The following is a 26,160-nucleotide window of genomic DNA, read 5'->3' as shown; positions in this document are numbered from 1 at the left end:
GCAGGATGTCTACCGTATTCCTGGCCTTGCAGGCCAATGAAGAAACCCGCCCGGTGATCGAGGCCATCCAGCAGGACAATCCGGAAGCGCGCGTCAACCGGGAACCCGCAATGGTCAAGATCGATGCGCCAGGCAGGCTGGTCGTCAAGCGGGAAACCATTGCCGAATTACTGGGCCGGGACGATTACAACTTGCAGGAACTGCTCGTCAACCTGATTTCTCTGGGCGGCAACGTCGATGAAGACGAGGACGCCCTGACGATCAGTTGGAACGGTTGATCCCGAATAGCGAACGCAACGATACCCCCCCCCAAGGAAACCACCATGGATACCCACGCCAAGAAAAAGCTCGGACTGAAGGATAAATATCGCCTGCTCACGCGCGACCTCGGCTGGGAGCCGAGCTACCGCACTCATGAGGAAATCCATCCCTATCTGAATTTCGAGGGGATCAAGGTCCATGACTGGGACAAGTGGGAAGACCCGTTCCGGTTGACCATGGACTCGTACTGGAAGTACCAGGCGGAAAAGGAGCGGAAGTTCTATGCGATCATCGATGCGCATGCCCAGAACAACGGTCATCTGAATCTTACCGACGCGCGTTATCTTTCTGCGATCAAGCTGTTCTTGCAGGCCATCAGCCCGAACGAATACTGCGCGCACAAGGGGTTCGCGCGTGCTGGCCGGGAATTCGCCGGCGTGGGCACGCAGGTCGCGTGCCAGATGCAGGCGCTCGATGAGTTGCGTCATGCACAGACGCAGATCCACGCGATGAGCAACTACAACCGATACTACGAGGGCTTCCACGCCTTCGCGCAGCAGCGGGATCGAATCTGGTACGCCACCGTTCCGCGCTCGTTCTTCGACGATGCGATGACAGCCGGCCCGTTCGAATTCATGATCGCGATCGGATTTTCGTTCGAGTATGTGCTGACGAATCTTCTGTTCGTGCCATTCATGTCGGGCGCCGCCTACAATGGCGACCTTGCGACCGTGACTTTCGGCTTTTCGGCGCAATCGGATGAAGCGCGCCACATGACGCTCGGCCTGGAATGCATCAAGTTCATGCTGGAGCAGGATCCGGACAACCTGCCCATCGTGCAGGGCTGGATCGACAAATGGTTCTGGCGAGGCATTCGCATCCTTGGCCTAGTCGGGGCGATGATGGACTACATGTTGCCCAAGCGGGTCATGAGCTGGCGCGAGGCATGGAACATCTACGGCGTCGAAAACGGAAATGCGCTGTTCCGCGATCTGGCGCGCTACGGAATCAAGCCGCCCAAGCATTGGGAAGATGCAGAAAAGAGCATCGATCACGTGCCGCATCAGTTCATGCTGGCGCTGTACCAATGGAACTTCGGTACTGCATTCCACACCTGGATTCCCTCGGACGACGATTTCGAGTGGCTGTCGAAGAAGTACCCGGAAACCTTCGATCGTTACTATCGTCCGCGCTGGGAGCATTTGAAGAAGCTGGCCGCGGCCGGAACGCCGTTGAAGAACGTTGGTCTGGCGCGTTTGTGCCAGGTGTGCCAGTTGCCTTGCATCTTCACCGAGCCGGACGACCCGACGCTCACTTGCCATCGTGAAACCGAGTATCGCGACGAGACATATCACTTCTGCTCGGACGGCTGCCAGCACATCTTCGAGAACGAGCCGGAGAAATACATCCAGGCCTGGATGCCGATGCCCGCGTTGTTCCGCGAACTGCAGGGCGATATCCCCCAATGGATGGATTGGGTCGGCATGGTCGAGGGCAAGGACAACCACGACTACGTGGGTTCGCATGACGAACGCAATTTCAACAATTGGCGCGCGGCTGCCGCGTCAAACAACGTTTGAGGAATCCGTCATGGCCGTCAAGTCCACCAAACCCTACGTGTTCGACCACAAGGATTCGGTCGCTGGCTTTCACGGAAACCAGCTCGTCTACGCGAGCTGGGACCGGCATTTGCTCTTCGCCGCACCGTTCCTGCTTTACGTCAGCCCCGACATGACCTTCCGCGAACTGGTGAATGGGCCGATCACGGCGCTGATACAGCCCGACCCTGATGCTTCGCAGGTCGATTGGGGGAAAGTCGAATGGTTGAAGGCGAACCGGAAGTTCACGCCGGATTTCGACGCTACGCTTTCGGATAATGGAATCCACCACAAGGCGATGTTGCGCTTCGACACCCCGGGTCTCAACTCGCTCGCGCCGCAGGATTGACGCAATGGGTTATGAGCTGACCATTGAGCCGCTCGGCCAGACGATAGAGATCGAGGACGATCAGACCATCCTGGATGCTGCGTTGCGCGCGGGAATCTACTTGCCGCACGCGTGCGGGCACGGCTTGTGTGCGACCTGCAAAGTGAAAGTCGTCGATGGCGAAGTCGATTTCGGAGAGGCATCTCCATTTGCCCTGATGGACTTCGAGCGGGAGGAAGGAAAAGCGCTGGCGTGCTGCGCGCGCGCGCAGAGCGATATCGTGATCGAAGCGGAAATCGAGGAAGACGAAGATGCGCAGAACCTTCCGGTACATGACTATCATGGCACGGTGGTGCGGATTGAGTCGTTGACGCCGACGATCAAAGGCGTTTTCGTGAGGCTAGATACTCCCGAGGGTTTGCGCTTCCAGGCTGGCCAGTACGTCAACCTGCACCTGCCGGATAACATCGGCACGCGTGCGTTCTCGCTCGCGAATATTCCAACCAGTGCGAACGAAATAGAGCTCAACATTCGCATCGTTCCGGGCGGGTCGGGAACGACCTACGTACATGAAAAGCTCAAGGTCGGCGATCGTGTGCATCTCTCCGGCCCGTATGGCCGGTTCTTCGTGAAGAAATCCGCCGGTCTGCCGTCGATCTTCATGGCAGGCGGCTCTGGTTTGTCGAGCCCGAGATCGATGATCCGGGATCTGCTTGCCGAAGGCAGTACGCTGCCGATCACGTTGATCTATGGCCAGCGCAACCGGGACGAACTGTACTACCACGATGAATTGATGGAGCTGGCAAACAGCCATGCGAGCTTCACCTACGTTCCGGCCCTCTCGCACGAGCCGGAAGATTCGGATTGGACGGGATTCCGCGGCTATGTGCATGAGGCGGCGAAGGCGCATTTCGGTGGAGATTTTCGCGGCCACAAGGCGTATCTGTGCGGTCCGCCTCTTATGATCGAGGCCTGCATTTCCACCCTGATGCAGGGCCGCCTGTTCGAGCGCGACATTCATACGGAGAAATTCATTTCGGCAGCCGATGCACAGCAGGTCCGCAGTCCGCTATTCCGCACCCTGTAAGAAACCAGGATGAACGTTCTGATCGTTCACGCATATCCGAAGCCCCGGTCGTTCTGCAGCGCCATGTGCGAGGCGGTTGGCGGGGTGTCCCGCCAACAAGAACATGATGTCGTGGTCGCGGACCTTTATTGTCAGGAATTCGATGCTGTGGCAGGGGATCGGGTTTCATGGAGAGGCAAGGTCCCGAATACTTCCCATGCTCTGGGTCTGCCGGGAGACGAGCGAGTGGCGTTGCTGGAGCGATATCGGGCGTATCTCGGGCGGATAGACCAGCCCCCGGTACCGACAATGCCGGACCTGGCGCGCTTCGACGACAGGACCCGGCCGCTGGAACGCGATGCTGTCGATGCCTCAGGCGTATCGATAGCCGGAGAACAAGGTATTGGACGGTATCTCCCGGTGCTTCCTAGACTGAGCAGTACATAAGCAAACGACAGGGGCAGAGTACTTGCGCTCTCTGATTGGGCGCGTTTGATGCTCTGCTGCAGATACGCAAGGGAGGAGTCATGCGCAGCATCGAGCATTTCATCGACGGCAAGTTCGTCGCACCCGCGAACGCGGAGTATTTCGACAAACGGTCGCCGGTGGATGGAAGCGTCATTGCTCGAGTCGGTGAAGGCAAGCAGGCCGATGTCGATGCTGCAGTGCAGGCAGCGCGGCGTGCGATGGAGTCCGATTGGGGCAAGTTCACCACCGAAAAGCGCGTCGAACTCCTCTATGCGGTCGCGACGGAGATCAACCGTCGTTTCGAGGACTTCGTCGAAGCGGAAATGGCCGATACCGGCCAACCCCGCCATGTGATGGAGCATGTGTTCATCCCGCGCGGTGCGGCGAACTTCCGCATCTTCGCGGATGTCGTGAAGAATGTACCAACCGAGGCCTTCCGCATGGCCACGCCCGATGGCCGTGGCGCGTTGAACTATGCGATCCGTGTGCCCAAGGGCGTGGTGGCCGTGGTCTGCCCGTGGAACGCGCCATTCCTGCTGATGACCTGGAAGCTGGGTCCGGCGCTGGCATGCGGCAATGCTGTCGTTGTCAAGCCATCCGAGGAGACTCCGGCGACCGCCACCCTGCTCGGTGAGGTCATGAACAAGGTCGGCATTCCGCCCGGAGTCTACAATGTGGTGAATGGCTTTGGCCCGGGGTCTGCGGGTGAATTCCTGACCATGCATCCGGGCGTGGATGCGATCACTTTCACCGGAGAAACCCGTACGGGTACCGCGATCATGAAGGCCGCGGCCGAAGGCATCCGCGACGTTTCGTTCGAGCTGGGTGGAAAGAATGCCGGTATCGTTTTCGCCGACGCCGATTTCGACGCGGCGGTAGATGGCATATTCAGATCCGCTTTCCTCAATACCGGACAGGTGTGTCTGGGCACCGAGCGTGTCTACGTCGAACGTCCGATCTTCGATCGGTTCGTTCAGGCGTTGAAGGCCCGCGTGGAGAAGGTTCGATACGGCCGCCCGCAGGACAAGGCCAACGACTACGGACCGTTGATTTCCCACGAACATCGCCAGAAGGTCCTGTCCTACTACAGGCGTGCCGTGGAAGAGGGCGCCGAGGTGGTGACCGGCGGCGGCATACCCGAGTTGCCGCCGGAACTCGCGGAGGGCGCATGGGTGCAGCCGACGATCTGGACAGGTCTTCCCGAAACCGCCTCCGTCGTGCGCGAAGAAATTTTCGGGCCGTGCTGTCACATCCGTCCGTTCGATGGCGAAGATGAAGTGGTCGCGCTGGCCAACGATACCGAATATGGACTCTCGACCACGGTATGGACGACGAACCTGGCTCGTGCGCACCGCATCGCCGAGCGGATCGATGTGGGTATCACCTGGATCAACAGCTGGTTCCTGCGAGATCTGCGCACGCCATTCGGCGGCAGCAAGCATTCTGGCATTGGTCGCGAGGGTGGCGTGCACTCGCTCGAGTTCTATACCGAAACCCGAAACGTTTGCATCAAGCTGTGAATCTGGGCATGAGCAGTTTGCAATATCGGCTCTTCTACTCGCCAGGTGCCTGTTCGCTGGCGTCGCACATCGTGCTTGAGGAATTGGGCGTTGCCTACGAGGCCGTTCGTGCCGAAATCGCGAAAGGAGAGCACCGGACAGAGGAATACCTGGCGATCAATTCCCGTGGGCGTGTTCCTGCGTTGGTGATCGATCCCGGACAAGACCAGCGAGTCCTCACGGAGTCGCTCGCCATCCTTGCGTATCTTGGACAGAAGCATGTCGAAGCCGGTCTGCTGCCCTCCGATCCGGAATTGTTCGCGCGCAGCCTGGAGTGGATGAGTTGGCTGGCGTCCAATCTGCACCAGACCGGCATCAGGGCTGTGCTCCGACCGGACCGATTCGCTCGGGACCCCGTCGTCATCGAAGGCATTGCCGAGCAGGGACGGGCTTTGGCGGTCGAGAGTTATCGGGATATCGAGGCGCGTCTGCCGAAGCAGGGTCATGCCCTTGGCGGAAACTTCAGCGTCGTGGATGCCTATCTGCTCGTGTTTTACCGGTGGGGCAACCGTATTGGCCTGGATATGTGGAAAGACTATCCGCGCTACTCCACGCTTATGGACATCGTCCATTCCAGGCCTGCGGTGAAGCGAATCGTCGAACGTGAAGGCATCCGGATCGATGGGTAGCGATGAGCATTCTTCATTCAACAACGGACCTGCACATGGAAGATAGATTAATCCAGCTCTACGGCGATGAATTGTTCGAATGCTGGCGTTCGCGTCGTACCGTTGCGCCCCTGCTGGAGCGGGAGCCGCACATCACGCTGGAGGATGCCTATCGCATCCAGTCGCGTTACGTCGAGCGCAGGGTCGAGGCCGGAGAAACCATCGTCGGCAAGAAGATCGGCGTGACCAGCAAGCCGGTCCAGGACTTCCTCGGGGTGTTCCAGCCGGATTTCGGGCAGTTGACGTCGGACATGGTGTATGCGGAAGGAGAGGACATCGACCTGGATGCGTTGATCCAGCCGAAGGCCGAAGCGGAGCTGGCGTTCGTGCTCAAGCACGATCTTGTGGGGCCGGGTATCACGGCGACGGACGTGATTCGGGCGACGGATTATGTCGCGCCGTGCTTCGAGATCGTCGATTCTCGGATCACCGACTGGAAAATCCGGATCCAGGATACCGTGGCCGACAATGCGTCCTGCGGCGTGTTCGTATTCGGCAAGTCCAAGGGAGATCCGCGAAAGCTGGATCTCACCCTGGCGGGAATGGTGCTGGACAAGAACGGCGAATTGTATTCCACCGGGGCAGGCGCTGCGGTACAGGGCTCCCCGGTCAATGCGGTGGTCTGGCTGGCCAACACCTTGGGCGAATTGGGTCTTCCGTTCCGGGCGGGAGAAGTGATCCTGTCCGGTTCGCAGTCGTCGCTGGTGCCGGTCAAAGACGGCGATGAGCTGGTTTGCACCGTCGGCGGACTCGGTCAGTGCCGGGTACGTTTTTCCGGGAGGGCGGCAGTATGAGTCTTTCGAATGTCACGCTTGCGCGGGAGGACATTGTGCGCCTTTCCGGGCGCATCGAGGAGGCGCAAACACGGGCCCGTGCGATTCCGAAGCTTACCGACGAATACCGGGACATGACGCTCGCCGATGGATATGCAGTGCAGTCTGAATTGCGCCGCCGATTCATCGCCCAGGGACAGCGGCTGGTAGGCTGGAAGGCGGGGTTGACGTCGTTGGCCAAGATGAAGCAGATGGGTGTGGATCAGCCTTCCATCGGCTTTCTCACCGATCGCATGGCGCGCCCGGAAGGTTCGGCGATTTCAGTCAGCGACCTGGTCCATCCGCGCGTGGAATGCGAGATCGCGTTCGTCACCAAGGCGTCGCTGTCCGGACCTGGCTGTACACCGGAAAAGGTTCTGGCAGCCACGGATTTCGTGCTGCCGGCGGTGGAGATCATCGACTCGCGGTTTTCAGGCTTCAAGTTCGATCTGCCCAGCGTGGTTGCCGACAATGGATCTTCCGCCCGTTTCGTGACGGGAGGTCGCCCGAGGTATCCGGACGAGCTTGATCTGCGAAGTCTCGGCGTCGTGATGGAGAAGAACGGAGAAGCCGTCGGCATTGCCGCTGCTGCTGCAGTGCTCGGTCACCCTGCAAGAGCCGTCGCGATGCTGGTGAACATCCTGGCCGAGCTCGGCGAAAGCCTGCCGGCAGGAAGCTTCGTGATGAGTGGCGGAATCACCGAGGCAATTCCGGTAGCGCCGGGAGACAGCATCGTCGCACGGTTCCAGGAGTTGGGTGATGTTTCGATGCGGTTCGTTGAATGAATCAGTGGGGAGATGACATGCCAATCATCGAGATGCACCTGATGGAGGGGCGTACGGATGACCAGAAGAGTGCGGTGGCCGAGGCGGTTACCGAGGCAGTAGTGCGCACGCTCGGGGTGAGGTCGGAAAGCGTACGCATCCTGATTACGGAACACGGTCCGATGGAATTCTTTGTGGCCGGAAAGCACAAGACGCAACGTGCGTCGCGCCCGAATGGATCCAGTGTGGAGAAGGCGATATGAACGACAAGACCAAGATACGCTGTGCCGTCATCGGTTCAGGCAATATCGGTACCGATCTGATCTACAAGCTATTGCGCAGCGAAATCCTCGAGCCTGTGTGGTTGGTCGGAATAGATCCGGCATCGGAGGGCTTGGCACGTGCCCGCGACATGGGGTTGAAGACAACGTCGGATGGTGTCGATGGCTTGTTGCCGCATGTGAAGGAAGACGATATCCGAATTGCCTTCGATGCAACGAGCGCCTACGTTCATCCGGAGAACAGCCGGAAGCTGAATGCGCTCGGTGTGATGATGATCGATCTGACTCCTGCGGCGATAGGCCCGTTGTGCGTGCCGCCGGTCAATCTTCGCGAACATGCCGAGAAGCTGGAGATGAATGTCAACATGATCTCCTGTGCGGGACAGGCGACGATTCCCATCGTGAACGCGGTATCGCGCGTGCAAACGGTTCCATATGCGGAAATCGTTGCAAGCCTTTCGTCGAAATCCATTGGCCCGGGAACGCGCGCCAATCTGGACGAATTCACCTACACCACGTCCAACGCGATCGAGGTTGTCGGCGGAGCCGGAAAGGGCAAGGCACTGGCGATCATCAATCCGGCCGAACCGCCAATGATCATGCGCAATACCATCTATTGCCTGACCGAAAGCGATCCGGACCGCGAAAAGATCACCGCGTCGATCATGGAGATGATCGAACAGGTGCAGCGCTACGTGCCCGGGTACAAACTAGTCAATGGTCCCGATTTCGATGGCAGGAAGGTCTCGGTATTCCTCGAAGTCGCCGGTCTGGGCGACTACCTCCCGCGCTATGCGGGCAACCTGGACATCATGACTGCCTCGGCGGCACGTACTGCCGAGATGTTCGCAGAAGAGATGCTTGCAGGAAACTTCATCCCTACCGCCGTGGAGGCCGCGTAATGAATACCGAATCCCTATCTCCGTTGCAAGGGCGCAAGGTGGTTCTTCATGACATGTGTCTGCGCGACGGCATGCACGCAAAGCGTGAACAGATCAGTATCGAGCAGATGGTCAAGGTCGGGTCTGCGCTGGATGATGCGGGTGTGCCGTATCTTCAGGTGACCCATGGTGCAGGGCTGGGCGGGAACTCGCTTCAGCATGGGTTCGCGATGCACAGCAACGAAGAGTACATAGAAGCCGTTTCGTCGAGAATGAAGCAAGCCAAGGTCTCGGTGCTGCTGATACCCGGGCTGGGCACGATGAAGGAGTTGAAGTCCGCCTGGGATCATGGTGCCCGCAGCGTGCATGTCGCCACGCACTGTACCGAGGCCGACACGTCGCCGCAGCACATGGCCTGTGCGCGCGAACTCGGATTCGACACCAGCGGTTTCCTGATGATGGCCCACCTGAACGACCCATCGGGTATCGCGAAGCAGGGCAAGATGATGGAGTCCTATGGGGCGCACACCGTGTATGTCACCGACTCGGCGGGCTACATGCTGCCGGCGGACGTGATTGCACGAATTTCCGCCTTGCGCGAAGTGCTCGAGCCGGAGACGGAGATCGGATTCCATGGTCATCACAACCTTGGAATGGGCATAGCCAATTCGCTGGCTGCGATCGAAGCGGGTGCCACCCGGATCGATGCATCGGTAGCCGGATTGGGTGCAGGAGCGGGAAACACGCCGCTGGAGGTGTTCGTTGCGGTCTGCGACCGCATGGGAATCGAAACCGGAGCCGACCTGTTCAAGTTGATGGATGTTGCGGAAGACATCATCGTGCCGATGATGGATCACATGGTCCGCGTCGATCGTGATTCGTTGACGCTCGGATTCGCCGGGGTGTATTCGACCTTCCTGCTTCATGCGAAACGCGCGGCCGAACGCTTCGGGGTTTCCTCGCGCGACATCCTCGTGGAGCTGGGCAGGAAAAAGATGATCGGTGGCCAGGAGGACATGATCTTCGATACCGCGATGACGATGGCCAAGGAGCGCGGGTCGTCCCGTCAGGCGGCATAAAGGCATGTCTTCAGCAGGTGCCAGGGTTGCGGTGGTGGTAGGCGCTACCGGCGAGTTCGGCAATGCCATCGTCCGACGACTGGCTTGTGAGGGGCTTCGCATTGTCGCGGTTGCGCGCAGCATCGAAGCTCTGGATATCCTGCGAGACGAAATTCCCGGACTGGTGCCATGCGTGGCCGATATCGGCTCGGACGAGGCGATCGAGGCCATCCGCCTCGCGGTCGATGAAGAGGTCAAGGTAGTGGTGCATGGTCCGGGTTTGTCGCAACCCGGTGGCGTGGCGCAGATAGCGCCTGGCGCACTTGGCGAGGCCACCAATATCAAGGCGGGGGGCTTGCTGCGGGTGTTGCGTGCACTGGACGACCGGCTCGTGTGCGGCGCCAGATTGATCGCGATCGGCGGGCATTATGGTTTCGAGCCGACGGACTATGCCTGCGCTCCGGGTATCGCGAACGCGGCGCTGACCAATCTGGTCAGGCAATTGGCGCTTGCATACGGGCGCCGCGGCATTACCGCGCACCTGGTGGTGCCAGGACCGGCGGACACCCCGCGCTTGCGTCGCATCGTTGAACGGCGCGCCCTGCAAAAGGGCGTCGAAGCGCAGGCCGTGTTGAGCGAAATGCGTGATGAAGCGGCACTTGGGGAATTCACGACGCCGGAGCAGGTCGCCTGGGCAGTTTCGGTGCTATTGGCGCCGGAAGCGTCATCGTCGACAGGTTCTGCATTCATGGTCGATGCCGGCAGGCGTCGCGGCTCCTGAGAGGCGGAAGAAACGAACGATGCCCGTCGTATGGTTCCATTTGAGTGAAGGTTGCGTCACCGCCGAGCGGGAGAAGGACCTGCTCGTGCAGGCCAGTACGCTGTATGCAGATGTATTGGCCGCTCCCATCGAGCGGGTACGCGTCTTCATCAGGGCATATCCCGCATCCTGTGTTGCCGTCGCCGGAGTGCAAATTTCAGAGCACGGCCCTGATGCACCCTTGTTCGAATTTTTTGTCCTGAAGGGGCGCCCACTGTCGGAACGTCAAAAACTGTTGGCGGGGTTCACGGACCTGCTGGTGAGAATCATGGATGTGCGCCGGGAACGGGTTCGAGGCAGGTGCATCCAGCTCGATCCCGAAGATTGGGCAATTGGCGGAGTACTGGCATCGGAATTGCGACGGCACGAGATCGATGCGCGGATGGAAGCACGGAAGGATGATGATCATGCCGCCGCATGAGGTGTGCATTGAAGATACGGGCGAGTGTTTCGATTGTCGCCCTGATGAGCCCGTTCTGAGCGCAATGGCTCGAACCGGCCGCAGAGGCATCCCCGCAGGTTGCCGCGGAGGGGGCTGTGGTGTCTGCAAGGTGCAGGTGATTTCCGGCGAATATGTGGCGGGACCGATGAGTCGATCACATGTCACCGAGGCGGATCAGGCCGAAGGCATCGCGTTGGCATGCCGCATCCGCGCATGCGGTAATCTGAGCCTCCGCGTCGTGGGTGGAATGCGCAAGGCGATGAAGAAGGGCCTTGGAGCCGAAGGCCCCTCGGCGCAATAAGCTAAAAACCACTGATGGTTTGTGTTGGGCCAATGGCGCCGGATGGTTGCCGGATCAGCAAGGTCAGACAAGGAGTCATTCATATCTGAATGGCGAATTCAGAACGAAGGCACTGCTTGCCGACATCGGGTTGGTGGGTATCTACATGCATTGCCATCTGGCCTTGGCGCGACCTGTAGTGTTCGGAGTCTTCAATGGAGGCGTCGTCATGCCAGACATTGAAGTGGCCTGGATTGCATTTTCATGGTTTTGCGGTCAGTGCAGATTTCCGGCTCAGGATTTCCAGGCAACGCTCCCTCCTGCTTGGGGGCAGCTCGTAAAAATATGCCGGCTTCGGCGACAACGTATCGGCTCCGAGTCTTTCCCGCAGTGGGGCGAGGGCCGATCTGGCCTGGATATTGTCTAGGATGCTGCGGTGGTCGGAATATTTTTCGATGAAGGGCAGCACGTACAGTTCCATCCCGCGCAGCCAGTAATCCGAATCGAATTCCAGCAGTTCGGCATTGCGGGCTTTCATGTCGCGGAGCGGAAACGCCAGATCGACATGGGCCAGATAGTCGTCGTGCTCGATCGTGCCGATGTCGTCGTCGAAATAGACCAGAGTGACCCGGTACGAGCCCGAGCCGAAGCGGATGTATTCGAAGAACAGGCACGCGGACAGTCCGTTCGCCAGCCGCTTGACCAGTCGCCTGGAGGTCTTCGTGTGCCGTTCGAATCCGTGCGGCTGCAGGAACGGCAGGATCTTGTCCGCGAAAATCCTGTCGAAGGCCTTGCCGCGGACCTTGGCGGTGAAGTCTGCGTCCTTGCCCTTGATCGCATTCCTGCGAGCATCGAACAGGGAGCGATAAGTCGCTTCGATCCTGTGCTGAAAGCCGGGGATGACGCCGAAGGACATGTCCAGCAATCGCAGCTTCAGCTGTTCGAGCGACATGCCCATGCAGACATGGGCGTCCATGCAGGTCAGGCCTTCCCGGTGCGTGGCCATGCGGTCGACCGCGGTGCCGTCCTGCGGGCTGCGGACCTTGAACCGACCATCGCCGGGATCGAAATACACTGCAGGAACATCGCAATGCAGGCCGGCGAAACGGCGGCCGTCCAGTTGGACGGCGCCATCAAGGCTGTCGAGACCTCTGCCGGGAATCGCGAACAAGGGCGTGATCTCTTCCGGCACGAAGGCGTCGATATTGTTCGGGTCGCGGAAATGCAGGTCGTGGAAGCACAGGCCAGCGGCCGTCGCCGATCCCAGGACGTGCCGGTCGTCCAGGTAGGGATAGGCGAAGCAGGTCGGCTTGAACCCGTTGTTTTTCATGACGGCTGCGCCGGTTCCGGGACGCAGCCATCATAGGGGATCATTCTTCGCGTGATGCGGACCAATCCAGACGCAGCCCCAGCAACAGGCCACGGCCGGGGCCAGGTTCGTAATAGCGGCCGTTGCCTTCGTTGACGATGACCGACCCGATGTAGGCCTTGTCCGTCAGATTGTCGATCCGCGCGAAGGCGCGCAGTCGCTGGCCGTCGAATTGCCAGTTGTGGGCCAATTCGGCATTCAGCAGACCGTATCCGGGCGCACTTTGGCTGCCGCTGTCGTTGACACTGACGTCGCTGACGCCGAGCCATTCCAGCGCGGCCTGCCACGGGCCGCTGTCCCAGCGCAGGGCCAGACTGGCTTGTTGACGTACGCTGCCGGGGATGCGGGTACCGGCCGCCACCTGGGTGGTGGGGTCGGTACAGCCACTGCCGGTGCAGATCGGGAAGCTGTCGCGGAAACGCGCATCCAGCCAGGTGTAGGCAAGGTCGATCCGCCAGCGGGCGGCCAGTGGCAGTGCTGCGGCCAGCTCGAAACCCTGCCGCCGTGCGCGGCCGACGTTGCGGTAACTGCTGCGCCCGCCGACGTTGCGTGCCACCGCCAGTTCGTCGTCGGTGTCGGCGCGGAACAGTGCGGCCTCGAGCGAGGCGCCGTCGCCATTGCGCCATTTTCCGCCCAGTTCCAGGTTGCGGCTGACCGCCGGACGCAGATCGAAGGCCAGTCCGGCGGCACCGTCGGCGCGATAGGCCAGTTCGTTGAAGGTCGGGGTTTCGAAACCGCGTCCGGCCGACAGGTACAGGCGCAGGGAGTCGTTGGGTTGCAGCGACAGGCCGGCAACCGGCAGCGTTTTCGAGTATTCGATGCTGCCGCTGTCGTCGGGATTGCCGGTGGCGATGTAGCCATCGCGCGAACGGAACTGGATGGCACTGTGACGCACGCCGGCCAGCAGCGACCAGCGTGGTGCGAACTGCCACCAGGCCTGGGCGTACTGGTCGAAGTTTTCGACCGTGTTGCGCTCGTCGCGCCGCAATGCGCCGGGTACGCCCAGGGTCTCGCCGATGAAATTCTCGTAGCCGCGGCGGTGTTGTCGCTGGCGGTCGGCACTCAGGCCTGCGGTCAGTTCCAGCCCGTGGCCTCCAAGATCGCCGCGCCAGCTCCAGCGCAGGTCGCCGCCGCCGAAGTCGTTATCCAGGTCGATCACGCCGCCCGAACTGAGCGGGTTGGCCTGGGCGAATGTCGGGACCGACAGGTATTGTTCGACATCACGTTGCCCGGCATAGGCCATTGCACGCAAGCCATGGCCATTGCGCAGCTGCTGTTCGAACGACAGCCCAAGCTGGTCCTGGCCAGCCGACTTGCGGGTGTTGTACTGATAGGCCACCGAAGTGGCTTGCCGCGAGTCCTCCCGTACCTGCGCCCAGGTCAGGCCAAGCGGATCCTGGGAGTCCGGGGAATCGAAATGGTTGGCAACCAATTGCAGTCGGCCATTGCCGGCAGTGTCGTAATGCAGTTTCAGATTCAGCGATTCGCGCTGCGCCGCACCGTGGTCGCGCCAGCCATCGGTGTCGAAGCGATTGCCGCTGAGGGCATAACCGAAGCCGCCATTGGCGCCGCGCAGGCTGGCGCCGATGCTGCGGCTGTCGTCGCGGCCGATGCTGGCCTGAAGATGCCCCTGTGTCGGCGCCTGGCCCTCGGCGCTGAAAATCTGCAACACGCCGCCCGAGGAATTTCCGTACAGTGCCGAGAACGGTCCGCGCAGGACCTCGATGCGTTCCGCCCCGGCCAGAGCGAAATGCGATACCTGGCCTTGTCCATCGGGCATGCTGGCCGGGATGCCGTCGGCATACAGTCGCACGCCACGCACGCCGAAGGTCGAGCGGGCACCGAATCCGCGCAGGGAGAGTTGGGTGTCCTGCGCGTAATTCTGCCGGTCGCGTGCGCTGAGTCCGGGCACGGTCTGCAGGAAGTCGGAGACATTGATGCCGGCGCTGATGGCATCGCCGTCGACATCCACGACCGAAACCGAAGCCGGAGTGTCGAACGCCGTCACTCCTTCCAGCCGTGCACTGACCACGATGCGGTCGAGCACGGTGGCCTCATCGGCAAGGGTTTGACCGGACACCAGCAGGGCGACCAGGCCGGCAGGCAACAGTGGCCGGAGGGGGTTCATCGCTACCTCTTCGGAATGCAGGCGTCTTGGCTGCCCCGGACGCACCAGCAGCGGTCGGGGCCAGGGATGTGGTTGTTCATGCGCGACGTTTGGCTGTCAACGCTTGCGCGACGCGGGAGCGGGTCGCTCGGCCGAGAAAATCGCAGATGAACTCGCCGGCCCGAACCAGCTTGTCCAAGTCGACGCCGGTGTCGATGCCCAGTCCATGCAGCAGGTAGACCAGATCCTCGCTGGCGACGTTGCCGGAAGCGCCGGCCGCGTAGGGGCAGCCGCCGAGGCCGGCGACCGAACTGTCGAAAGTAGCGATACCCATCTGCAGCGAGGCATAGACATTGGCCAGCGCCTGTGCGTAGGTGTCATGGTAGTGCCCGGCCAGTTGTCCGGCCGGCACATGCGCCAGCACGGTCTCCAGCATGCGCTTGGTCTTTTCCGGGGTGCCGACGCCGATGGTGTCGCCGAGCGAGATTTCGTAGCAGCCCATGTCATGCAATCGCGCGGCGACGTCGGCCACCGCCGCCGGCGCGACTTCGCCCTGATACGGGCAGCCCAGCACGCAGGACACGTAGCCGCGCACCGGAATGCCGTGCGCCGCCGCAGCCGCCATCACATCGTCAAAGCGCTGCAGGCTCTCGGCGATCGAGCAGTTGATGTTCTTCTGCGAAAACGCCTCGGAAGCCGAGCCGAACACGGCCACTTCCTCGGCGCCGGCGGCAAGCGCGGCCTCGAAGCCCTTCAGGTTCGGCACCAGTGCGGAATAGCGTACCGGGCCGCCCTTCGGCAGGGCACGCATGAGCTCGGCATGGTCGGCCATCTGCGGCACCCACTTCGGCGAGACGAAGGCGGTGGCCTCGATATTGCGCAAGCCGGCGATGGCCAGACGTTCGATCAGGCCCAGCTTGACCGGCGTCGGCACCGTGCCGGGTTCATTCTGCAGGCCGTCGCGCGCGCCGACCTCGACCAGCTTGACCTGTGATGGCAGGGCGGAGGCGTTCATGTCGTCGCCTTGAAATCGACCAGCGGCTCGCCGTCCTGCACTTGGTCGCCGACTGCGTGGAAATAGCCTTCGACCGTGCCGCGCGCGGGCGCGTCCAGTGTGTATTCCATCTTCATCGCCTCCATGACCAGCAGTGGCGTGCCCTTGTCCACGTCGGCGCCGGCTTCCGACAGCAGGGCGACAATCCTGCCCGGCATCGGCGCCAGCAGGCCGCCATGCGCTTCGGATTGCTCGCCGGCATGGGCCAGCGGATCGACGACATCGAGCGCGAAATGGCCGTCGCCGCAGAACACGTGCAATTGCTCGCCCGCCGGCACGACGGTGGCGTGGAGCGTGTCGTCGCCGATCCGGCAGTCGATTGCGTGATCGCCGTATCGCGTGCAGGAAGCCGGCTGATTATCCAGCCGATAGCCGTTTCCGGCATGGACCAGCACGACCGTGGTTTCCTGTTCGTCATGGCGGAATGTCAGCGACCGTTGCAGCGCACCGTTGACGCGCCAGCCATCGGCGATGGCCCACGGCGAATGCGGATCGCCGCCGGTGACGGCACGTGCCTGTTGTTGTCTGGCGACCTCGAGTGCCGACCACAGCGCGGCGGCCTGGAAGGCGGTAGCCGGAACGGTGGTAGGTGCCTTCAACAGGGCATCGCCTTCGCGGCCGATCAGGCCGGTATCGACTGTACCGGCACGGAATGCGGGATGGTCGACCAGCCGCGACAGGAAGCCGATGTTGTTGCCGACGCCGACGATGCGGAATTCGCGCAGCGCGTGCAGCATGCGTTCGATCGCCTGTTCGCGGCTGTCGTCCCAGACGATCAGCTTGGCGATCATCGGGTCGTAATGCGGACCGATCGCGTCACCCTGTTCCACTCCGGCGTCGATGCGGACATGGGCCGAGGCGGTCGGAGGAACGCAATATGCCAGGGTGCCGATCGAGGGCAGGAAGCCTTTCTCCGGCTCCTCGGCATAGATCCGGGTTTCGATCGCGTGCCCGCGCAGCGGGATCCGGTCCTGTGTCAGCGGCAGCGGCTCGCCGCTGGCGATGCGCAGCTGCCACTCGACTAGGTCGATGCCGGTGATCATCTCGGTGACTGGGTGCTCGACCTGCAGGCGGGTGTTCATCTCCATGAAGTAGAAGGCGCCGTCGGCATCGGCGATGAACTCCACCGTGCCCGCACCGACGTAGCCGACCGCGCGCGCCGCGTCGCAGGCGGCCTGGCCCATCGCCGCACGCCGTTCCGGATCCATGCCGGGGGCCGGCGCTTCCTCCACCACCTTCTGATGACGGCGCTGCGCCGAGCAGTCGCGCTCGTGCAGATGGACGAGATTGCCGTGGCTGTCGCCGAAGACCTGGATCTCGATGTGGCGCGGCCGTTGCAGGTATTTTTCCACCAGCACCCGCGCATCGCCGAACGAGGCGGCAGCTTCGCGCTGGCAGGAGGCGAGCATGGCGTCGAATTCGGCATCGCTCTCGACGATTCGCATGCCCTTGCCGCCGCCACCGGCGGTAGCCTTGATCAGCACCGGGTAACCGATGCGCCCGGCCTGTTCGCGCAGCAGATCCGGCGACTGCTCGTCGCCGTGGTAGCCGGGCACCAACGGCACGCCGGCCTGTTCCATCAGGGTCTTGGCCGCCGACTTGGACCCCATCGCCCGGATCGCCGTGACCGGCGGACCGATGAAGACCAGCCCGGCGGCGGTGCAGGCTTCGGCGAAGGCCTCGTTTTCCGACAGGAAGCCGTAGCCCGGATGCACCGCCTGCGCGCCGCAGCGCAACGCAGCCTCAATGATGCGGTCGCCACGCAGGTAGCTGTCGGCCGAGGCGGCCGGGCCGATCCGGCAGGACTGGTCGGCCAGCCGCACGTGCAGGGCATCGGCATCGGCGTCGGAATGCACGGCGACCGTGTCGATCCCCATGCGTTGGCAGCTACGAATGATGCGGCAGGCGATTTCGCCGCGATTGGCGATCAGGATTCGGGTAAACATGCTCATTCGGTCCCGTCGTCGGCCCAGGCGGGCTTGCGCTTGTCGAAGAAGGCGGCGATGCCTTCGCGCGCTTCCTCGCTGGCGCGTGCGGTGGCGATGCGCCGGCAGGTGTCCTCGATCAACGCCGGCGACAGCGGCTGGTGGTCGATGGCGTCGAGCAGTCGCTTGCTGGCATGCAGCGCGCCCGGCGCGCCGGCGAGCAGAGCCTTGACGATGGCATCGATGCGCTGGTCCAGTTCGTCCTCGCCACACAGTTCGTGAACCAGGCCCAGTTGCAGCGCGCGCTGTGCATCGATGCGTTCGCCGGTGAGGAAATAGCGGCGTGCCGCGCGCGGCCCGATCGCGCGGACCACGTAGGGGCCGATGGTGGCCGGGACCAGGCCCAGGCGGACCTCGGTGGTGCCGAAGCTGGCGCGCGGGCCGGCAACGGCGATGTCGCAGGCGGCAACCAGACCGGTGCCGCCGGCCAGCGCCGCGCCGTGCACGCGGGCGACGGTCGGTTTGGACAGCGTGGCCAGCGTGCGCAGCATTTCGGCCAGGCGGCCGGCATCCTCGAGGTTCGCGGCTTCGTCGTAGGCGGCCATGCGCCGCATCCAGTCCAGATCGCCGCCGGCGCAGAAGCTCTTGCCGCGTCCTGCCAGCACCACTACCCGCACCGTGTCGTCGGCGTCGAGTTCGCGCAGGCCGGTGGTGATCGCCGCGATCAGGTGTTCGTCGAAGGCATTGTGCACCTCCGGCCGGTCCAGCCACAGGGTGGCGACGGCGTTGCGGCGTTCGATGGCGATGGTCGTTGCGTTCATGGCGTCCTTACATGCGGAACACGCCGAAGCGGGTCGGCGGGATCGGGGCGTTCAGTGAGGCGGAAATGCCCAGCGCCAGCGTGTGCCGGCTCTGGGCAGGATCGACAATGCCGTCGTCCCACAACCGTGCGCTGGCGTAGTACGGATGGCTCTGGGTCTCGAACTGCTGCCGGGTCGGCGCCTTGAAGACTTCCTCTTCCTCCGCGCTCCAGGTCTTGCCGCGGGCTTCCAGGCCGTCGCGCCGGACCGTGGCCAGCACGTTGGCGGCCTGCTCGCCACCCATCACCGAGATGCGCGAGTTCGGCCAGGTCCACAGGAAGCGCGGCGAATAGGCGCGGCCGCACATGCCGTAGTTGCCGGCGCCGTAGGAGCCGCCGATCAGCAAGGTGAATTTCGGCACCTGCACGGTGGAGACCGCGGTGACCATCTTCGCGCCGTCCTTGGCGATGCCGCCGTTCTCGTACTTGCGGCCGACCATGAAGCCGCTGATGTTCTGCAGGAACAGCAGCGGAATGCCGCGCTGTCCGCACAGCTGGACGAAATGCGCGCCCTTCTGCGCGCTCTCGCCGAACAGGATGCCGTTGTTGGCGACGATTCCGACCGGGTAGCCGTGCAGGTGGGCGAAGCCGGTCACCAGGGTGGTGCCGTAGCGGGCCTTGAATTCGTCCAGCCGCGAACCGTCGACGAGGCGGGCGATCACCTCGCGCACGTCGTAGGGTTTGCGGGTGTCGGCGGGTACCACGCCGTACAGTTCCTCGGGATCGTACAGTGGCGCTTCCGGCGTACGCAGGTCCAGACCGACCTGTTTGCGCAGATTCAGGTCGGCGACGATATTGCGCACGATCGACAGTGCGTGGTGATCGTTCTCGGCCAGGTGGTCGGCCACGCCGGAGATGCGCGTGTGCACGTCGGCGCCACCGAGGTCTTCGGCATCGACGATCTCGCCAGTCGCCGCTTTCACCAATGGCGGGCCGCCGAGGAAGATCGTGCCCTGGTCGCGCACGATTACCGTTTCGTCCGACATCGCCGGCACGTAGGCGCCGCCGGCCGTGCACGACCCCATCACGCAGGCGATCTGCGGAATGCCCTGTGCGGACAGGTTGGCCTGGTTGTAGAAGATGCGGCCGAAATGCTCGCGGTCCGGGAACACTTCGTCCTGCATCGGCAGGAAGGCGCCGCCGGAGTCGACCAGATAAACGCAGGGCAGACGGTTCTGCAGGGCGATTTCCTGCGCCCGCAGGTGCTTCTTGACCGTGATCGGGTAGTAGGTGCCACCCTTGACCGTGGCATCGTTGGCGACGATCACGCATTCGCGTCCTTCGATGCTGCCAATGCCGGCGACCACGCCGGCGCTGGGGACTTCGCCGCCGTACATGTCGTGTGCGGCCAGCGGCGCGATCTCGAGGAACGGCGTGCCCGGGTCGAGCAGGGCATCGATGCGGTCGCGCACGAACAGCTTGCCGCGTGCGGCGTGCTTCTCGCGGGCCGCGTCGCTGCCGCCACGTGCCACCTGTGCGCTCAGTTCGCGCAGCGCGTCAACCTGCGTCTTCAAGGCAGCAGCGTTTGTCCTGAACTCGTCGGAACTGGTGCGCAGCTTGGAATGGATGACGGGCATCAGGCAGTTCCGTAGGAGTATTCGGCGGATACGCGCGGATCGCGTATTGCAACAGAAAACCAAAAACGTGAACGCGGGAAATCCATGCGGAGGATGGCAATGGCTCCATTGGATGTCGGGCTCATGGGTGCCTCCTGTTCCAGCGTGTGATCATAGACCTTGCGGCGAGTCTGCAGTCGCAGCGAGAGCGCAATGTACTGTGTTCCGTTGAAGAAGTGAAGTATGGTTCACAAAAGTTATCCGGGGATTGTTGAAATGGCCTATCGTCGTTCGCTGGAGATGCAGAAACGCCTGGCAGGCAATCGGCAACGCATTTTGCTGGCCGCGCGCAGCCTGATTGCCGAAGGCGGGTTCCGCAACGCAACAATCACCGCTGTGGCGGCAGGGGCCGGGCTTTCGACCGGAGCGGTTTACCGTTATTTTCCGTCGAAAGCGGATCTGTTCGTTGAGGTCCTGACCAATGCGGTCGAGCGCGAATGCGGGATTCTGAGGGAGGTCATCGCCAGGCCTGGCAATTCGATGACGCACCTGCAGGAAGCGGTGGAGTCTTTCGCGCGACGCGCACTGGCCGGCCCGCAGTTGGCCTACGCTTTCATCGTCGAGCCAGTCGATCCGGAAATCGAAACAGTGCGCCTGGTCTGCCGCCGGAAGTTCAGCAAAGTATTCGAAACGGTATTGAAGCAGGGCGTGGCTTCCGGAGAGTTTCCGAAACAGTCGGTGGAGGTGGGTGCCGCGTGCCTTGTCGGCGCGTTCACGGAGGCGCTGGTCCGTCCAACGGCATTGACGAAAAAACCGGGCAGCGACGCAAAGCTGGTCGACGAGATCGTTCATTTCTGCTGTCGTGCAGTGGTTTGTTCCGGCCACTCGAGCAGAAGGTCCGTGCGCCGCAAGACGAAAACTGTTTCGTGAAACTGTATCTCTTGCCCTCTCATTGTGCAGTGCGATAGCGCCTAGGATTGGCTCCGTGGCGTCAAGCCGACTGTGGAAATTTTCTGCTTCGGTGTGATGTCGGAAATGGGAGGAGACTATGAAAGCGCATCGGCGTCTGACGTTTGGCTCGGGTTGGGATGTGTCGCTTGATGCGGCGGGTGGGGTTCAGCATCGCCCGATGCTCAATCTCTTGAGAGTGAAGTAGCAACCCGAAACTGCTTTCGTCGACCTTTCGATTCGGCGCTAGCGCATACAGGCCATCTCGGGCGTCGGACCGAAGGCCTTCTTGGTTGTACAGATCATGCCTCGCGACTGGCTGGGTGGAGTGCGCGTGTCATGTCCGCATGGCATAGACAGGAACAAATATCCGGAGGGAGCAATGAGCGAAGTGAAAGAGAGCCGGCTGCGGCTGCTTGGAAGGTACAAATTCCCCATTGTCGTGACGCTTATCGTGGCGGCCGTACTGGCAGCTGCCGTGCCGATACTGGCCTCCATCGCGGGCAAGGAAGTATCGCCGGCGTCGGTCGACCAGAAGCGACTGATCAATGCCGGTTCGGATCCGAAGAACTGGGTCACGCGAGGCGGTACCACCGATGAACAGCATTACAGTCCGCTGGACAAGATAAACGTCTCGAACGTATCCAGGCTGGGCCTGGCTTGGTATGGAGAGTTCGATACCAATCGCGGTCAGGAAGCCACACCGCTGGTAATCGACGGTGTCCTGTATACCAGTACCGCGTGGTCGAAGGTGTATGCCTATGACGCCGTCACGGGCAAGCAACTGTGGTTCTTCGATCCCCAGGTTCCGGGCAAGAAAGCCCCGGACGGGTGTTGCGGTGTCGTAAACCGCGGACTGGCGGCCTGGAACGGAAAAATATATGTCGGTACATACGACGGCCGGTTGGTGGCTATCGACGCCAAGACCGGCACCAAGGTATGGGATACGCAGACCACCGACGTGAAGCGCAGTTACACCATCACCGGTGCGCCACGAGTCGCGCATGGCAAGGTGTTCATCGGCAATGGCGGTGCCGAATACGGCGTGCGTGGTTATGTGTCCGCCTACGATGCCGAAACCGGTGAGCTGGCGTGGCGCTTCTACATCACGCCGAATCCCGAGGGGAAACCCGACGGCGCGGCCTCGGATCGGATCCATGCGGAAATCGGCTTCAAGAGCTGGGGCGATGGCTGGTGGAAGAAGACCGGCGGTGGCGGCACGGCGTGGGACGCCATCGTCTACGACAAGGACTACGATCAGGTGCTGATCGGCACCGGCAATGGAACGCCCTGGAGCTACATGGCGCGTTCGGGTGGCGTCGGCGACAACCTGTTCATTTCCTCCATTGTCGCGGTCGATGCCAAGACGGGCGAATACAAGTGGCATTACCAGTCGACTCCTGCAGAGGAGTGGGACTTCACCGCGACCCAGCCAATCGTGCTGACCGAACTCGAGGTGGACGGGAAATCGACCAAGGTGGCGATGCAGGCGCCGAAGAACGGTTTCTTCTACGTGCTGGACCGCAGCAACGGCAAGCTGATCTCGGCCAAGAACTTCATGCCCGTGAACTGGGCAACCGGTATCGACCTGGAGACCGGTCGTCCGATCGAATATCCGGCGGCACGCTACTCCAAGCACGGTAACGACTTCCTCGCCATTCCCGGAGCGTTCGGTGCGCATAACTGGCCGCCGATGGCCTACAGTCCGGATACCGGGTTGGTCTACATTCCGGCGCAGCAGGGTTCGTACGGCTACAAGCATGATCCGAACTACAAGTACAACCCGCTCAACGGCGCCTGGAACCTGGCCAGCATCTCCGCACAGGCCACGCTTGCCCCGCAGAACGAGGCCGAACGTCTAGGCATCACGCAAAGCTTCCGTGGCGATCTGATTGCCTGGGATCCGAAGGCGCAGAAGGAGGTCTGGCGCGTCCCCTATCCGTCCATCGGTGCGGGCGGAACGCTCGCCACGGCCGGCAACCTCGTGTTCCAGGGAACCCCCGACGGCATCTTCCATGCTTATGCGGCAGATACTGGCAAAGAGGTATGGAGCTACGACGGACGCATCGGCATCGTGGCCGGCGCGATGAGTTACGAGATCGATGGTACGCAGTACATCGCCGTGCTGTCGGGCCTGGGTGGCTCGGCGGGTCTGCAGATCCCGCACATGAAGGATCCGCGCGCAGGTGTCGGCCGGGTACTGGTGTTCAAGCTCGATGGCAAGGGCACGCTGCCGCCCTACGAGCGCGTGCACCGTCCGGCCCAGGTGCCGGAAGAGGTCTTCCCGCCGGAGCTCGTCGCCAAGGGCGCCCCGTTCTACGGCAACTGCGTGGCCTGTCACGGGTATGGCACCTACACCAACGATGAGGTCATTCCCGACTTGCGCCGCTCGCCGATGCTGCTGAGCAAGGAGGCTTTTGCTTCTGTCGTCTACGACGGCATCCTCGAAAGCCGCGGCATGGTGAGCTTCGCAGACCGCATGAGTCGTGAGGATGTCGAGGCGCTGCGTGCCTACCTGGTCGATCGCGCAATCCAGCTCAAGGCCGACGAAGACGCCGAGCAGGCAGCGCAAGCCGCAGGCAACCCGGCGACCAAGGCCAATCCCTGAAATCCGCCTTCACGAGGAGCCGCCCCAGCACGCTGGAGCGGCTCCCACAAATCGAGAATGTAATCATGTCTTTTGAATTCGACGTTCGTTTGTTGAAGAAGCATTTGCTGAGTGTCGCCTGCCTTGGCGGCATCGCAGGCATGTTCGCGGTGCCGGCTTGCGAGGCGGCAACCGGCAGGAGCTTCATGGGACCGCATGAATACGCCCTTCCGGCCAATGTGCCGGATGGATTCAATGTTTTCCTCATGTACGGCTATTTCGAGAAAGCCGACCAGGTCTACGACGGCAATGGGAATGAGGTCGATGCCGACAGCACGGAAACCCTGGTTTCGCTGGCGAAGTTCTCGCAGGGCTGGACCCTGGAGAGCAACCCGAACTTTGGTTATGCATGGGAAGTGATCCTGCCGGTCAGTGGTGTCCGCAACAAGACGGCCAACACCTCCGCCAGCGGCGTCGGCGATCCCGTCGTGGCGCCATATGTCTGGTACAAGGTCAGTGAGAACGTCACGATCGGAACCGACTTCCTGTTCACGCTTCCCATCGGCGATGGTGATGTGGGAGGCGGGGACAGCTGGAAGCTCACGAACTCCGTGTTCATCGATGTCCAGGTCGGCAAGTTCGACTACACTGGAGACGTCATATGGAACTACCCGGGCGAGTCGGCCAAGCTGGACGAGAAGGCAGGGAAAAGCTGGTCCACGGAGCACATCTTCAGCTACCGCGCAACGGAGTTGGTCGAGCCTTACGTGGGTGTCGCCTATGAGCACCAGAAGGCATCGGCGATCAATCTGGCCAATGGCGAGACAGATGTTCTCGCCGGCCTGATGTTCCATTCCCGGAAGGGCCCCAGTGCCGCCATTCACTGGGTACATGCCGTGGATGGCAAGAACCGCCCCGTAAGCGATTCGTTGAACGTACGCTTCGTCTGGGCGCTTTGACAGGGCGAATTCGCCCTGATAACGACTTCTGCAGGAGGAAAGCAATGAATGTCGCCAGAATGATTCAATCGGCCGAGGACGTCGTTGTCGTTGATGTGCCCGGCATGCTGATCAACGGAGAGCTGGTCGCCGGTGCCACGACGGTTCCGGTTGTCGATCCAGCCACCGAGGAAGTGATCGCGCATGCGCCTGTCGCCGATCCGGAGCAGCTTGAGCAGGCGGTCCGGTCTGCCAGACTCGCATTCGAGTCCTGGAAGGACACGAGCCATGAAGATCGTGTGGCTGTGATTCGCAGGATTGCGGACGCCATCGAAGCCCGCCGCGAAGAAATCGCCAGGATCATTACCCTGGAGGTGGGAAAACCGATTGCCGCGGCTCGTGCGGATGTCGATCTGGCCCTGCAGTGGGCGCGCGAAGTGTCGGAAGTGGAGTTGAAGCCGGAGGTCGTGCAGGACGACGAACAGGCCTATGTCGAGGTGAGACGCAAGCCGATAGGCGTGGTGGCGGCGATCATCCCGTGGAATTTCCCGTTCTTCCAGACGATGTACAAGCTGATCCCTGCGTTGCTGACGGGAAATACCGTGGTCATCAAGCCGGCACCGACGTCGCCGCTGAATGCAATGTTGCTGGGAGATATCCTGAGCAACATCGTGCCGGCAGGGGTCGTCAATGTCGTCGGCGACGCGGGCGATATCGGACCGCTGCTTTCGAGTCATCCCGACATCGGGAAAGTATCGTTCACCGGCTCGACGGCAGCCGGGCGGAAGGTCATGGCCAGTGGCGCGCCGACGCTGAAGCGGATTGTTCTGGAGCTTGGCGGCAATGATGCCGCCATCGTGATGGACGATGCCGACATCAAGAGCGCGGCCCAGGGCATTTTTACCTGGGCCTTCATGAACTCGGGCCAGGTATGTATCAACATCAAGCGGATCTACGTCCCCGATGCGATGTACGACGAGTTCTGCGGAGAGTTCGCCCGGCTTGCGGAAGCGGCGGTGGTGGGGCATGGCTTGGACGAGGCGACTGAATACGGCCCCATCCAGAACAAGCGCCAGTTCGAGACCGTGCGGGATTGTCTCGAGATCGCAAGGCAGGATGGCACCGTGATTGCCGGCGGCCAGCCGCTGGCGGGCAAGGGGTACTTCGTACCGCCCACGGTGGTGCGGGATATCGACGAGTCCAGTCGGCTGGTCCGGGAAGAGACCTTCGGCCCGATTCGTTCGATCATGCGGTACTCCTCAATCGACGAGGCCGTGGAAAAGGTCAACGACACGCAATACGGATTGGGCAACTCCGTATGGGGCAAGGACCTTGCCAGGGCGACCGACGTCGCGAACCGGCTCGAAAGCGGCACGACATGGGTGAATACGCATTTTGCGCTGGCGCCGAATATTCCATTCGGCGGTCGCAAGCAATCCGGCATGGGCGTGGAGTTCGGCATGGAAGGCATCCATGAGTTCACGGATTGCCATGTCATCCATGTGGCGCGCGTCTGATCGAGACCTGACGA

The 26,160-nt window shown here is 61.9% G+C and carries 26 protein-coding genes; 19 read left to right on the top strand and 7 right to left on the bottom strand.

Features of this window, described 5'->3' with window-relative positions:
• Positions 1-5: 5 nt before the first annotated feature.
• The 15 genes from CSC70_RS06265 (at position 6) to CSC70_RS06195 (ending at position 11,307) form a co-directional block, all read left to right on the top strand.
• Positions 6-278: an MmoB/DmpM family protein gene (locus tag CSC70_RS06265; RefSeq protein WP_162455790.1), complete on the top strand. Its 273-nt coding sequence runs from the start codon at positions 6-8 to the stop codon at positions 276-278.
• A 45-nt stretch (positions 279-323) separates the two neighbouring features.
• Complete coding sequence (locus CSC70_RS06260) at positions 324-1,841, top strand: YHS domain-containing protein (protein ID WP_162455789.1); 1,518 nt, start codon at positions 324-326, stop codon at positions 1,839-1,841.
• Between the two features lie 10 nt (positions 1,842-1,851).
• Positions 1,852-2,208: a phenol hydroxylase subunit P4 gene (locus tag CSC70_RS06255; protein WP_162455788.1), complete on the top strand. Its 357-nt coding sequence runs from the start codon at positions 1,852-1,854 to the stop codon at positions 2,206-2,208.
• 4 nt (positions 2,209-2,212) lie between these two features.
• Complete coding sequence (locus CSC70_RS06250; RefSeq protein ID WP_162455787.1) at positions 2,213-3,274, top strand: NADH:ubiquinone reductase (Na(+)-transporting) subunit F; 1,062 nt, start codon at positions 2,213-2,215, stop codon at positions 3,272-3,274.
• A gap of 9 nt (positions 3,275-3,283) precedes the next feature.
• Complete coding sequence (locus CSC70_RS06245; protein WP_162455786.1) at positions 3,284-3,700, top strand: NAD(P)H-dependent oxidoreductase; 417 nt, start codon at positions 3,284-3,286, stop codon at positions 3,698-3,700.
• Positions 3,701-3,780: 80 nt separating this feature from the next.
• The gene (locus CSC70_RS06240; RefSeq protein WP_162455785.1) at positions 3,781-5,241 is read left to right on the top strand and encodes a 2-hydroxymuconic semialdehyde dehydrogenase; all 1,461 of its coding nucleotides are present in this window, start codon (positions 3,781-3,783) and stop codon (positions 5,239-5,241) included.
• 8 nt (positions 5,242-5,249) lie between these two features.
• On the top strand, positions 5,250-5,909 hold the full coding sequence (locus tag CSC70_RS06235) for a glutathione S-transferase family protein (RefSeq protein ID WP_162455784.1): 660 nt from the start codon (positions 5,250-5,252) through the stop codon (positions 5,907-5,909).
• 2 nt (positions 5,910-5,911) lie between these two features.
• A complete protein-coding gene (gene dmpE, locus CSC70_RS06230; RefSeq protein ID WP_281349593.1) occupies positions 5,912-6,742 on the top strand; it encodes a 2-oxopent-4-enoate hydratase in 831 nt (276 codons plus the stop codon).
• Positions 6,739-7,545: a 2-oxo-3-hexenedioate decarboxylase gene (dmpH, locus tag CSC70_RS06225; RefSeq protein ID WP_162455783.1), complete on the top strand. Its 807-nt coding sequence runs from the start codon at positions 6,739-6,741 to the stop codon at positions 7,543-7,545. The genes dmpE and dmpH overlap by 4 nt, the downstream gene beginning before the upstream one ends.
• A gap of 17 nt (positions 7,546-7,562) precedes the next feature.
• Entirely contained in the window at positions 7,563-7,787 is a 225-nt protein-coding gene (locus CSC70_RS06220) for a tautomerase family protein (RefSeq protein ID WP_162455782.1), read from the top strand.
• The gene (locus CSC70_RS06215) at positions 7,784-8,707 is read left to right on the top strand and encodes an acetaldehyde dehydrogenase (acetylating) (RefSeq protein WP_162455781.1); all 924 of its coding nucleotides are present in this window, start codon (positions 7,784-7,786) and stop codon (positions 8,705-8,707) included. The genes CSC70_RS06220 and CSC70_RS06215 overlap by 4 nt, the downstream gene beginning before the upstream one ends.
• Positions 8,707-9,765 (top strand): 4-hydroxy-2-oxovalerate aldolase, encoded by a 1,059-nt coding sequence (gene dmpG / locus CSC70_RS06210; protein ID WP_162455780.1) that lies wholly within the window; start codon positions 8,707-8,709, stop codon positions 9,763-9,765. Before CSC70_RS06215 ends, dmpG begins: the two co-directional genes overlap by 1 nt.
• A gap of 4 nt (positions 9,766-9,769) precedes the next feature.
• Entirely contained in the window at positions 9,770-10,525 is a 756-nt protein-coding gene (locus CSC70_RS06205; protein WP_162455779.1) for an SDR family NAD(P)-dependent oxidoreductase, read from the top strand.
• A gap of 19 nt (positions 10,526-10,544) precedes the next feature.
• A complete protein-coding gene (locus tag CSC70_RS06200; protein ID WP_162455778.1) occupies positions 10,545-10,985 on the top strand; it encodes a tautomerase family protein in 441 nt (146 codons plus the stop codon).
• Entirely contained in the window at positions 10,963-11,307 is a 345-nt protein-coding gene (locus tag CSC70_RS06195) for a 2Fe-2S iron-sulfur cluster-binding protein (protein WP_162455777.1), read from the top strand. Before CSC70_RS06200 ends, CSC70_RS06195 begins: the two co-directional genes overlap by 23 nt.
• 241 nt (positions 11,308-11,548) lie before the next feature.
• Here the strand turns inward: CSC70_RS06195 and CSC70_RS06190 are convergent, their stop codons facing one another.
• The 7 genes from CSC70_RS06190 to CSC70_RS14800 all read right to left on the bottom strand — a co-directional run bounded on the left by CSC70_RS06190 (position 11,549) and on the right by CSC70_RS14800 (position 20,302).
• Positions 11,549-12,478 (bottom strand): hypothetical protein, encoded by a 930-nt coding sequence (locus CSC70_RS06190; RefSeq protein ID WP_162455776.1) that lies wholly within the window; start codon positions 12,476-12,478, stop codon positions 11,549-11,551.
• A 178-nt stretch (positions 12,479-12,656) separates the two neighbouring features.
• Positions 12,657-14,783 (bottom strand): TonB-dependent receptor family protein, encoded by a 2,127-nt coding sequence (locus tag CSC70_RS06185; protein WP_162455775.1) that lies wholly within the window; start codon positions 14,781-14,783, stop codon positions 12,657-12,659.
• Between the two features lie 76 nt (positions 14,784-14,859).
• Entirely contained in the window at positions 14,860-15,777 is a 918-nt protein-coding gene (locus tag CSC70_RS06180; protein ID WP_162455774.1) for a hydroxymethylglutaryl-CoA lyase, read from the bottom strand.
• Positions 15,774-17,762, bottom strand: a complete 1,989-nt coding sequence (locus CSC70_RS06175) for an acetyl/propionyl/methylcrotonyl-CoA carboxylase subunit alpha (protein WP_162455852.1) — start codon at positions 17,760-17,762, stop codon at positions 15,774-15,776. Before CSC70_RS06175 ends, CSC70_RS06180 begins: the two co-directional genes overlap by 4 nt.
• A 2-nt stretch (positions 17,763-17,764) precedes the next feature.
• Positions 17,765-18,562 carry an enoyl-CoA hydratase/isomerase family protein gene (locus CSC70_RS06170; RefSeq protein ID WP_162455773.1) on the bottom strand — a complete coding sequence of 266 codons (798 nt, stop codon included), beginning with the start codon at positions 18,560-18,562 and terminating at the stop codon, positions 17,765-17,767.
• Between the two features lie 7 nt (positions 18,563-18,569).
• Positions 18,570-20,177 carry a carboxyl transferase domain-containing protein gene (locus CSC70_RS06165; protein ID WP_162455772.1) on the bottom strand — a complete coding sequence of 536 codons (1,608 nt, stop codon included), beginning with the start codon at positions 20,175-20,177 and terminating at the stop codon, positions 18,570-18,572.
• On the bottom strand, positions 20,177-20,302 hold the full coding sequence (locus CSC70_RS14800; protein WP_281349592.1) for a hypothetical protein: 126 nt from the start codon (positions 20,300-20,302) through the stop codon (positions 20,177-20,179). The genes CSC70_RS06165 and CSC70_RS14800 overlap by 1 nt, the downstream gene beginning before the upstream one ends.
• 130 nt (positions 20,303-20,432) lie before the next feature.
• Between CSC70_RS14800 and CSC70_RS06160 the strand changes: the two genes are divergently transcribed.
• The 4 genes from CSC70_RS06160 to CSC70_RS06145 all read left to right on the top strand — a co-directional run bounded on the left by CSC70_RS06160 (position 20,433) and on the right by CSC70_RS06145 (position 26,146).
• Entirely contained in the window at positions 20,433-21,086 is a 654-nt protein-coding gene (locus CSC70_RS06160) for a TetR/AcrR family transcriptional regulator (RefSeq protein ID WP_162455851.1), read from the top strand.
• A 400-nt stretch (positions 21,087-21,486) separates the two neighbouring features.
• On the top strand, positions 21,487-23,712 hold the full coding sequence (locus tag CSC70_RS06155; protein WP_162455771.1) for a PQQ-dependent dehydrogenase, methanol/ethanol family: 2,226 nt from the start codon (positions 21,487-21,489) through the stop codon (positions 23,710-23,712).
• 65 nt (positions 23,713-23,777) lie between these two features.
• The gene (locus CSC70_RS06150) at positions 23,778-24,650 is read left to right on the top strand and encodes a transporter family protein (protein WP_162455770.1); all 873 of its coding nucleotides are present in this window, start codon (positions 23,778-23,780) and stop codon (positions 24,648-24,650) included.
• A gap of 44 nt (positions 24,651-24,694) precedes the next feature.
• Positions 24,695-26,146 (top strand): aldehyde dehydrogenase family protein, encoded by a 1,452-nt coding sequence (locus CSC70_RS06145; RefSeq protein ID WP_162455769.1) that lies wholly within the window; start codon positions 24,695-24,697, stop codon positions 26,144-26,146.
• Positions 26,147-26,160 lie beyond the last annotated feature (14 nt).

The organism is Pseudoxanthomonas kalamensis DSM 18571 (assembly GCF_010211745.1).
In the GTDB taxonomy this organism is placed as follows: Bacteria; Pseudomonadota; Gammaproteobacteria; order Xanthomonadales; family Xanthomonadaceae; genus Pseudoxanthomonas_A; species Pseudoxanthomonas_A kalamensis.
Note: the sequence above shows the minus strand (reverse complement) of the source record. Positions and strands in the feature narration are given on the sequence as shown.

What these genes read in the sequence shown, in the direction of transcription:
- CSC70_RS06200 (WP_162455778.1), top strand. Translation starts at nt 10,545, where the DNA reads ATGCCCGTCGTATGGTTCCATTTGAGTGAAGGTTGCGTCACCGCCGAG.
- CSC70_RS06150 (WP_162455770.1), top strand. Translation starts at nt 23,778, where the DNA reads ATGTCTTTTGAATTCGACGTTCGTTTGTTGAAGAAGCATTTGCTGAGT.
- CSC70_RS06260 (WP_162455789.1), top strand. Translation starts at nt 324, where the DNA reads ATGGATACCCACGCCAAGAAAAAGCTCGGACTGAAGGATAAATATCGC.
- CSC70_RS06220 (WP_162455782.1), top strand. Translation starts at nt 7,563, where the DNA reads ATGCCAATCATCGAGATGCACCTGATGGAGGGGCGTACGGATGACCAG.
- CSC70_RS06170 (WP_162455773.1), bottom strand. Translation starts at nt 18,562, where the DNA reads ATGAACGCAACGACCATCGCCATCGAACGCCGCAACGCCGTCGCCACC.
- CSC70_RS06145 (WP_162455769.1), top strand. Translation starts at nt 24,695, where the DNA reads ATGAATGTCGCCAGAATGATTCAATCGGCCGAGGACGTCGTTGTCGTT.
- CSC70_RS06265 (WP_162455790.1), top strand. Translation starts at nt 6, where the DNA reads ATGTCTACCGTATTCCTGGCCTTGCAGGCCAATGAAGAAACCCGCCCG.
- dmpE (WP_281349593.1), top strand. Translation starts at nt 5,912, where the DNA reads ATGAGCATTCTTCATTCAACAACGGACCTGCACATGGAAGATAGATTA.
- CSC70_RS06240 (WP_162455785.1), top strand. Translation starts at nt 3,781, where the DNA reads ATGCGCAGCATCGAGCATTTCATCGACGGCAAGTTCGTCGCACCCGCG.
- CSC70_RS06205 (WP_162455779.1), top strand. Translation starts at nt 9,770, where the DNA reads ATGTCTTCAGCAGGTGCCAGGGTTGCGGTGGTGGTAGGCGCTACCGGC.
- CSC70_RS06255 (WP_162455788.1), top strand. Translation starts at nt 1,852, where the DNA reads ATGGCCGTCAAGTCCACCAAACCCTACGTGTTCGACCACAAGGATTCG.
- CSC70_RS06250 (WP_162455787.1), top strand. Translation starts at nt 2,213, where the DNA reads ATGGGTTATGAGCTGACCATTGAGCCGCTCGGCCAGACGATAGAGATC.
- CSC70_RS06180 (WP_162455774.1), bottom strand. Translation starts at nt 15,777, where the DNA reads ATGAACGCCTCCGCCCTGCCATCACAGGTCAAGCTGGTCGAGGTCGGC.
- CSC70_RS06235 (WP_162455784.1), top strand. Translation starts at nt 5,250, where the DNA reads ATGAGCAGTTTGCAATATCGGCTCTTCTACTCGCCAGGTGCCTGTTCG.
- CSC70_RS06195 (WP_162455777.1), top strand. Translation starts at nt 10,963, where the DNA reads ATGATGATCATGCCGCCGCATGAGGTGTGCATTGAAGATACGGGCGAG.
- CSC70_RS06160 (WP_162455851.1), top strand. Translation starts at nt 20,433, where the DNA reads ATGGCCTATCGTCGTTCGCTGGAGATGCAGAAACGCCTGGCAGGCAAT.
- CSC70_RS06165 (WP_162455772.1), bottom strand. Translation starts at nt 20,177, where the DNA reads ATGCCCGTCATCCATTCCAAGCTGCGCACCAGTTCCGACGAGTTCAGG.
- CSC70_RS14800 (WP_281349592.1), bottom strand. Translation starts at nt 20,302, where the DNA reads ATGAGCCCGACATCCAATGGAGCCATTGCCATCCTCCGCATGGATTTC.
- CSC70_RS06215 (WP_162455781.1), top strand. Translation starts at nt 7,784, where the DNA reads ATGAACGACAAGACCAAGATACGCTGTGCCGTCATCGGTTCAGGCAAT.
- dmpG (WP_162455780.1), top strand. Translation starts at nt 8,707, where the DNA reads ATGAATACCGAATCCCTATCTCCGTTGCAAGGGCGCAAGGTGGTTCTT.
- CSC70_RS06245 (WP_162455786.1), top strand. Translation starts at nt 3,284, where the DNA reads ATGAACGTTCTGATCGTTCACGCATATCCGAAGCCCCGGTCGTTCTGC.
- CSC70_RS06175 (WP_162455852.1), bottom strand. Translation starts at nt 17,762, where the DNA reads ATGTTTACCCGAATCCTGATCGCCAATCGCGGCGAAATCGCCTGCCGC.
- dmpH (WP_162455783.1), top strand. Translation starts at nt 6,739, where the DNA reads ATGAGTCTTTCGAATGTCACGCTTGCGCGGGAGGACATTGTGCGCCTT.
- CSC70_RS06185 (WP_162455775.1), bottom strand. Translation starts at nt 14,783, where the DNA reads ATGAACCCCCTCCGGCCACTGTTGCCTGCCGGCCTGGTCGCCCTGCTG.
- CSC70_RS06155 (WP_162455771.1), top strand. Translation starts at nt 21,487, where the DNA reads ATGAGCGAAGTGAAAGAGAGCCGGCTGCGGCTGCTTGGAAGGTACAAA.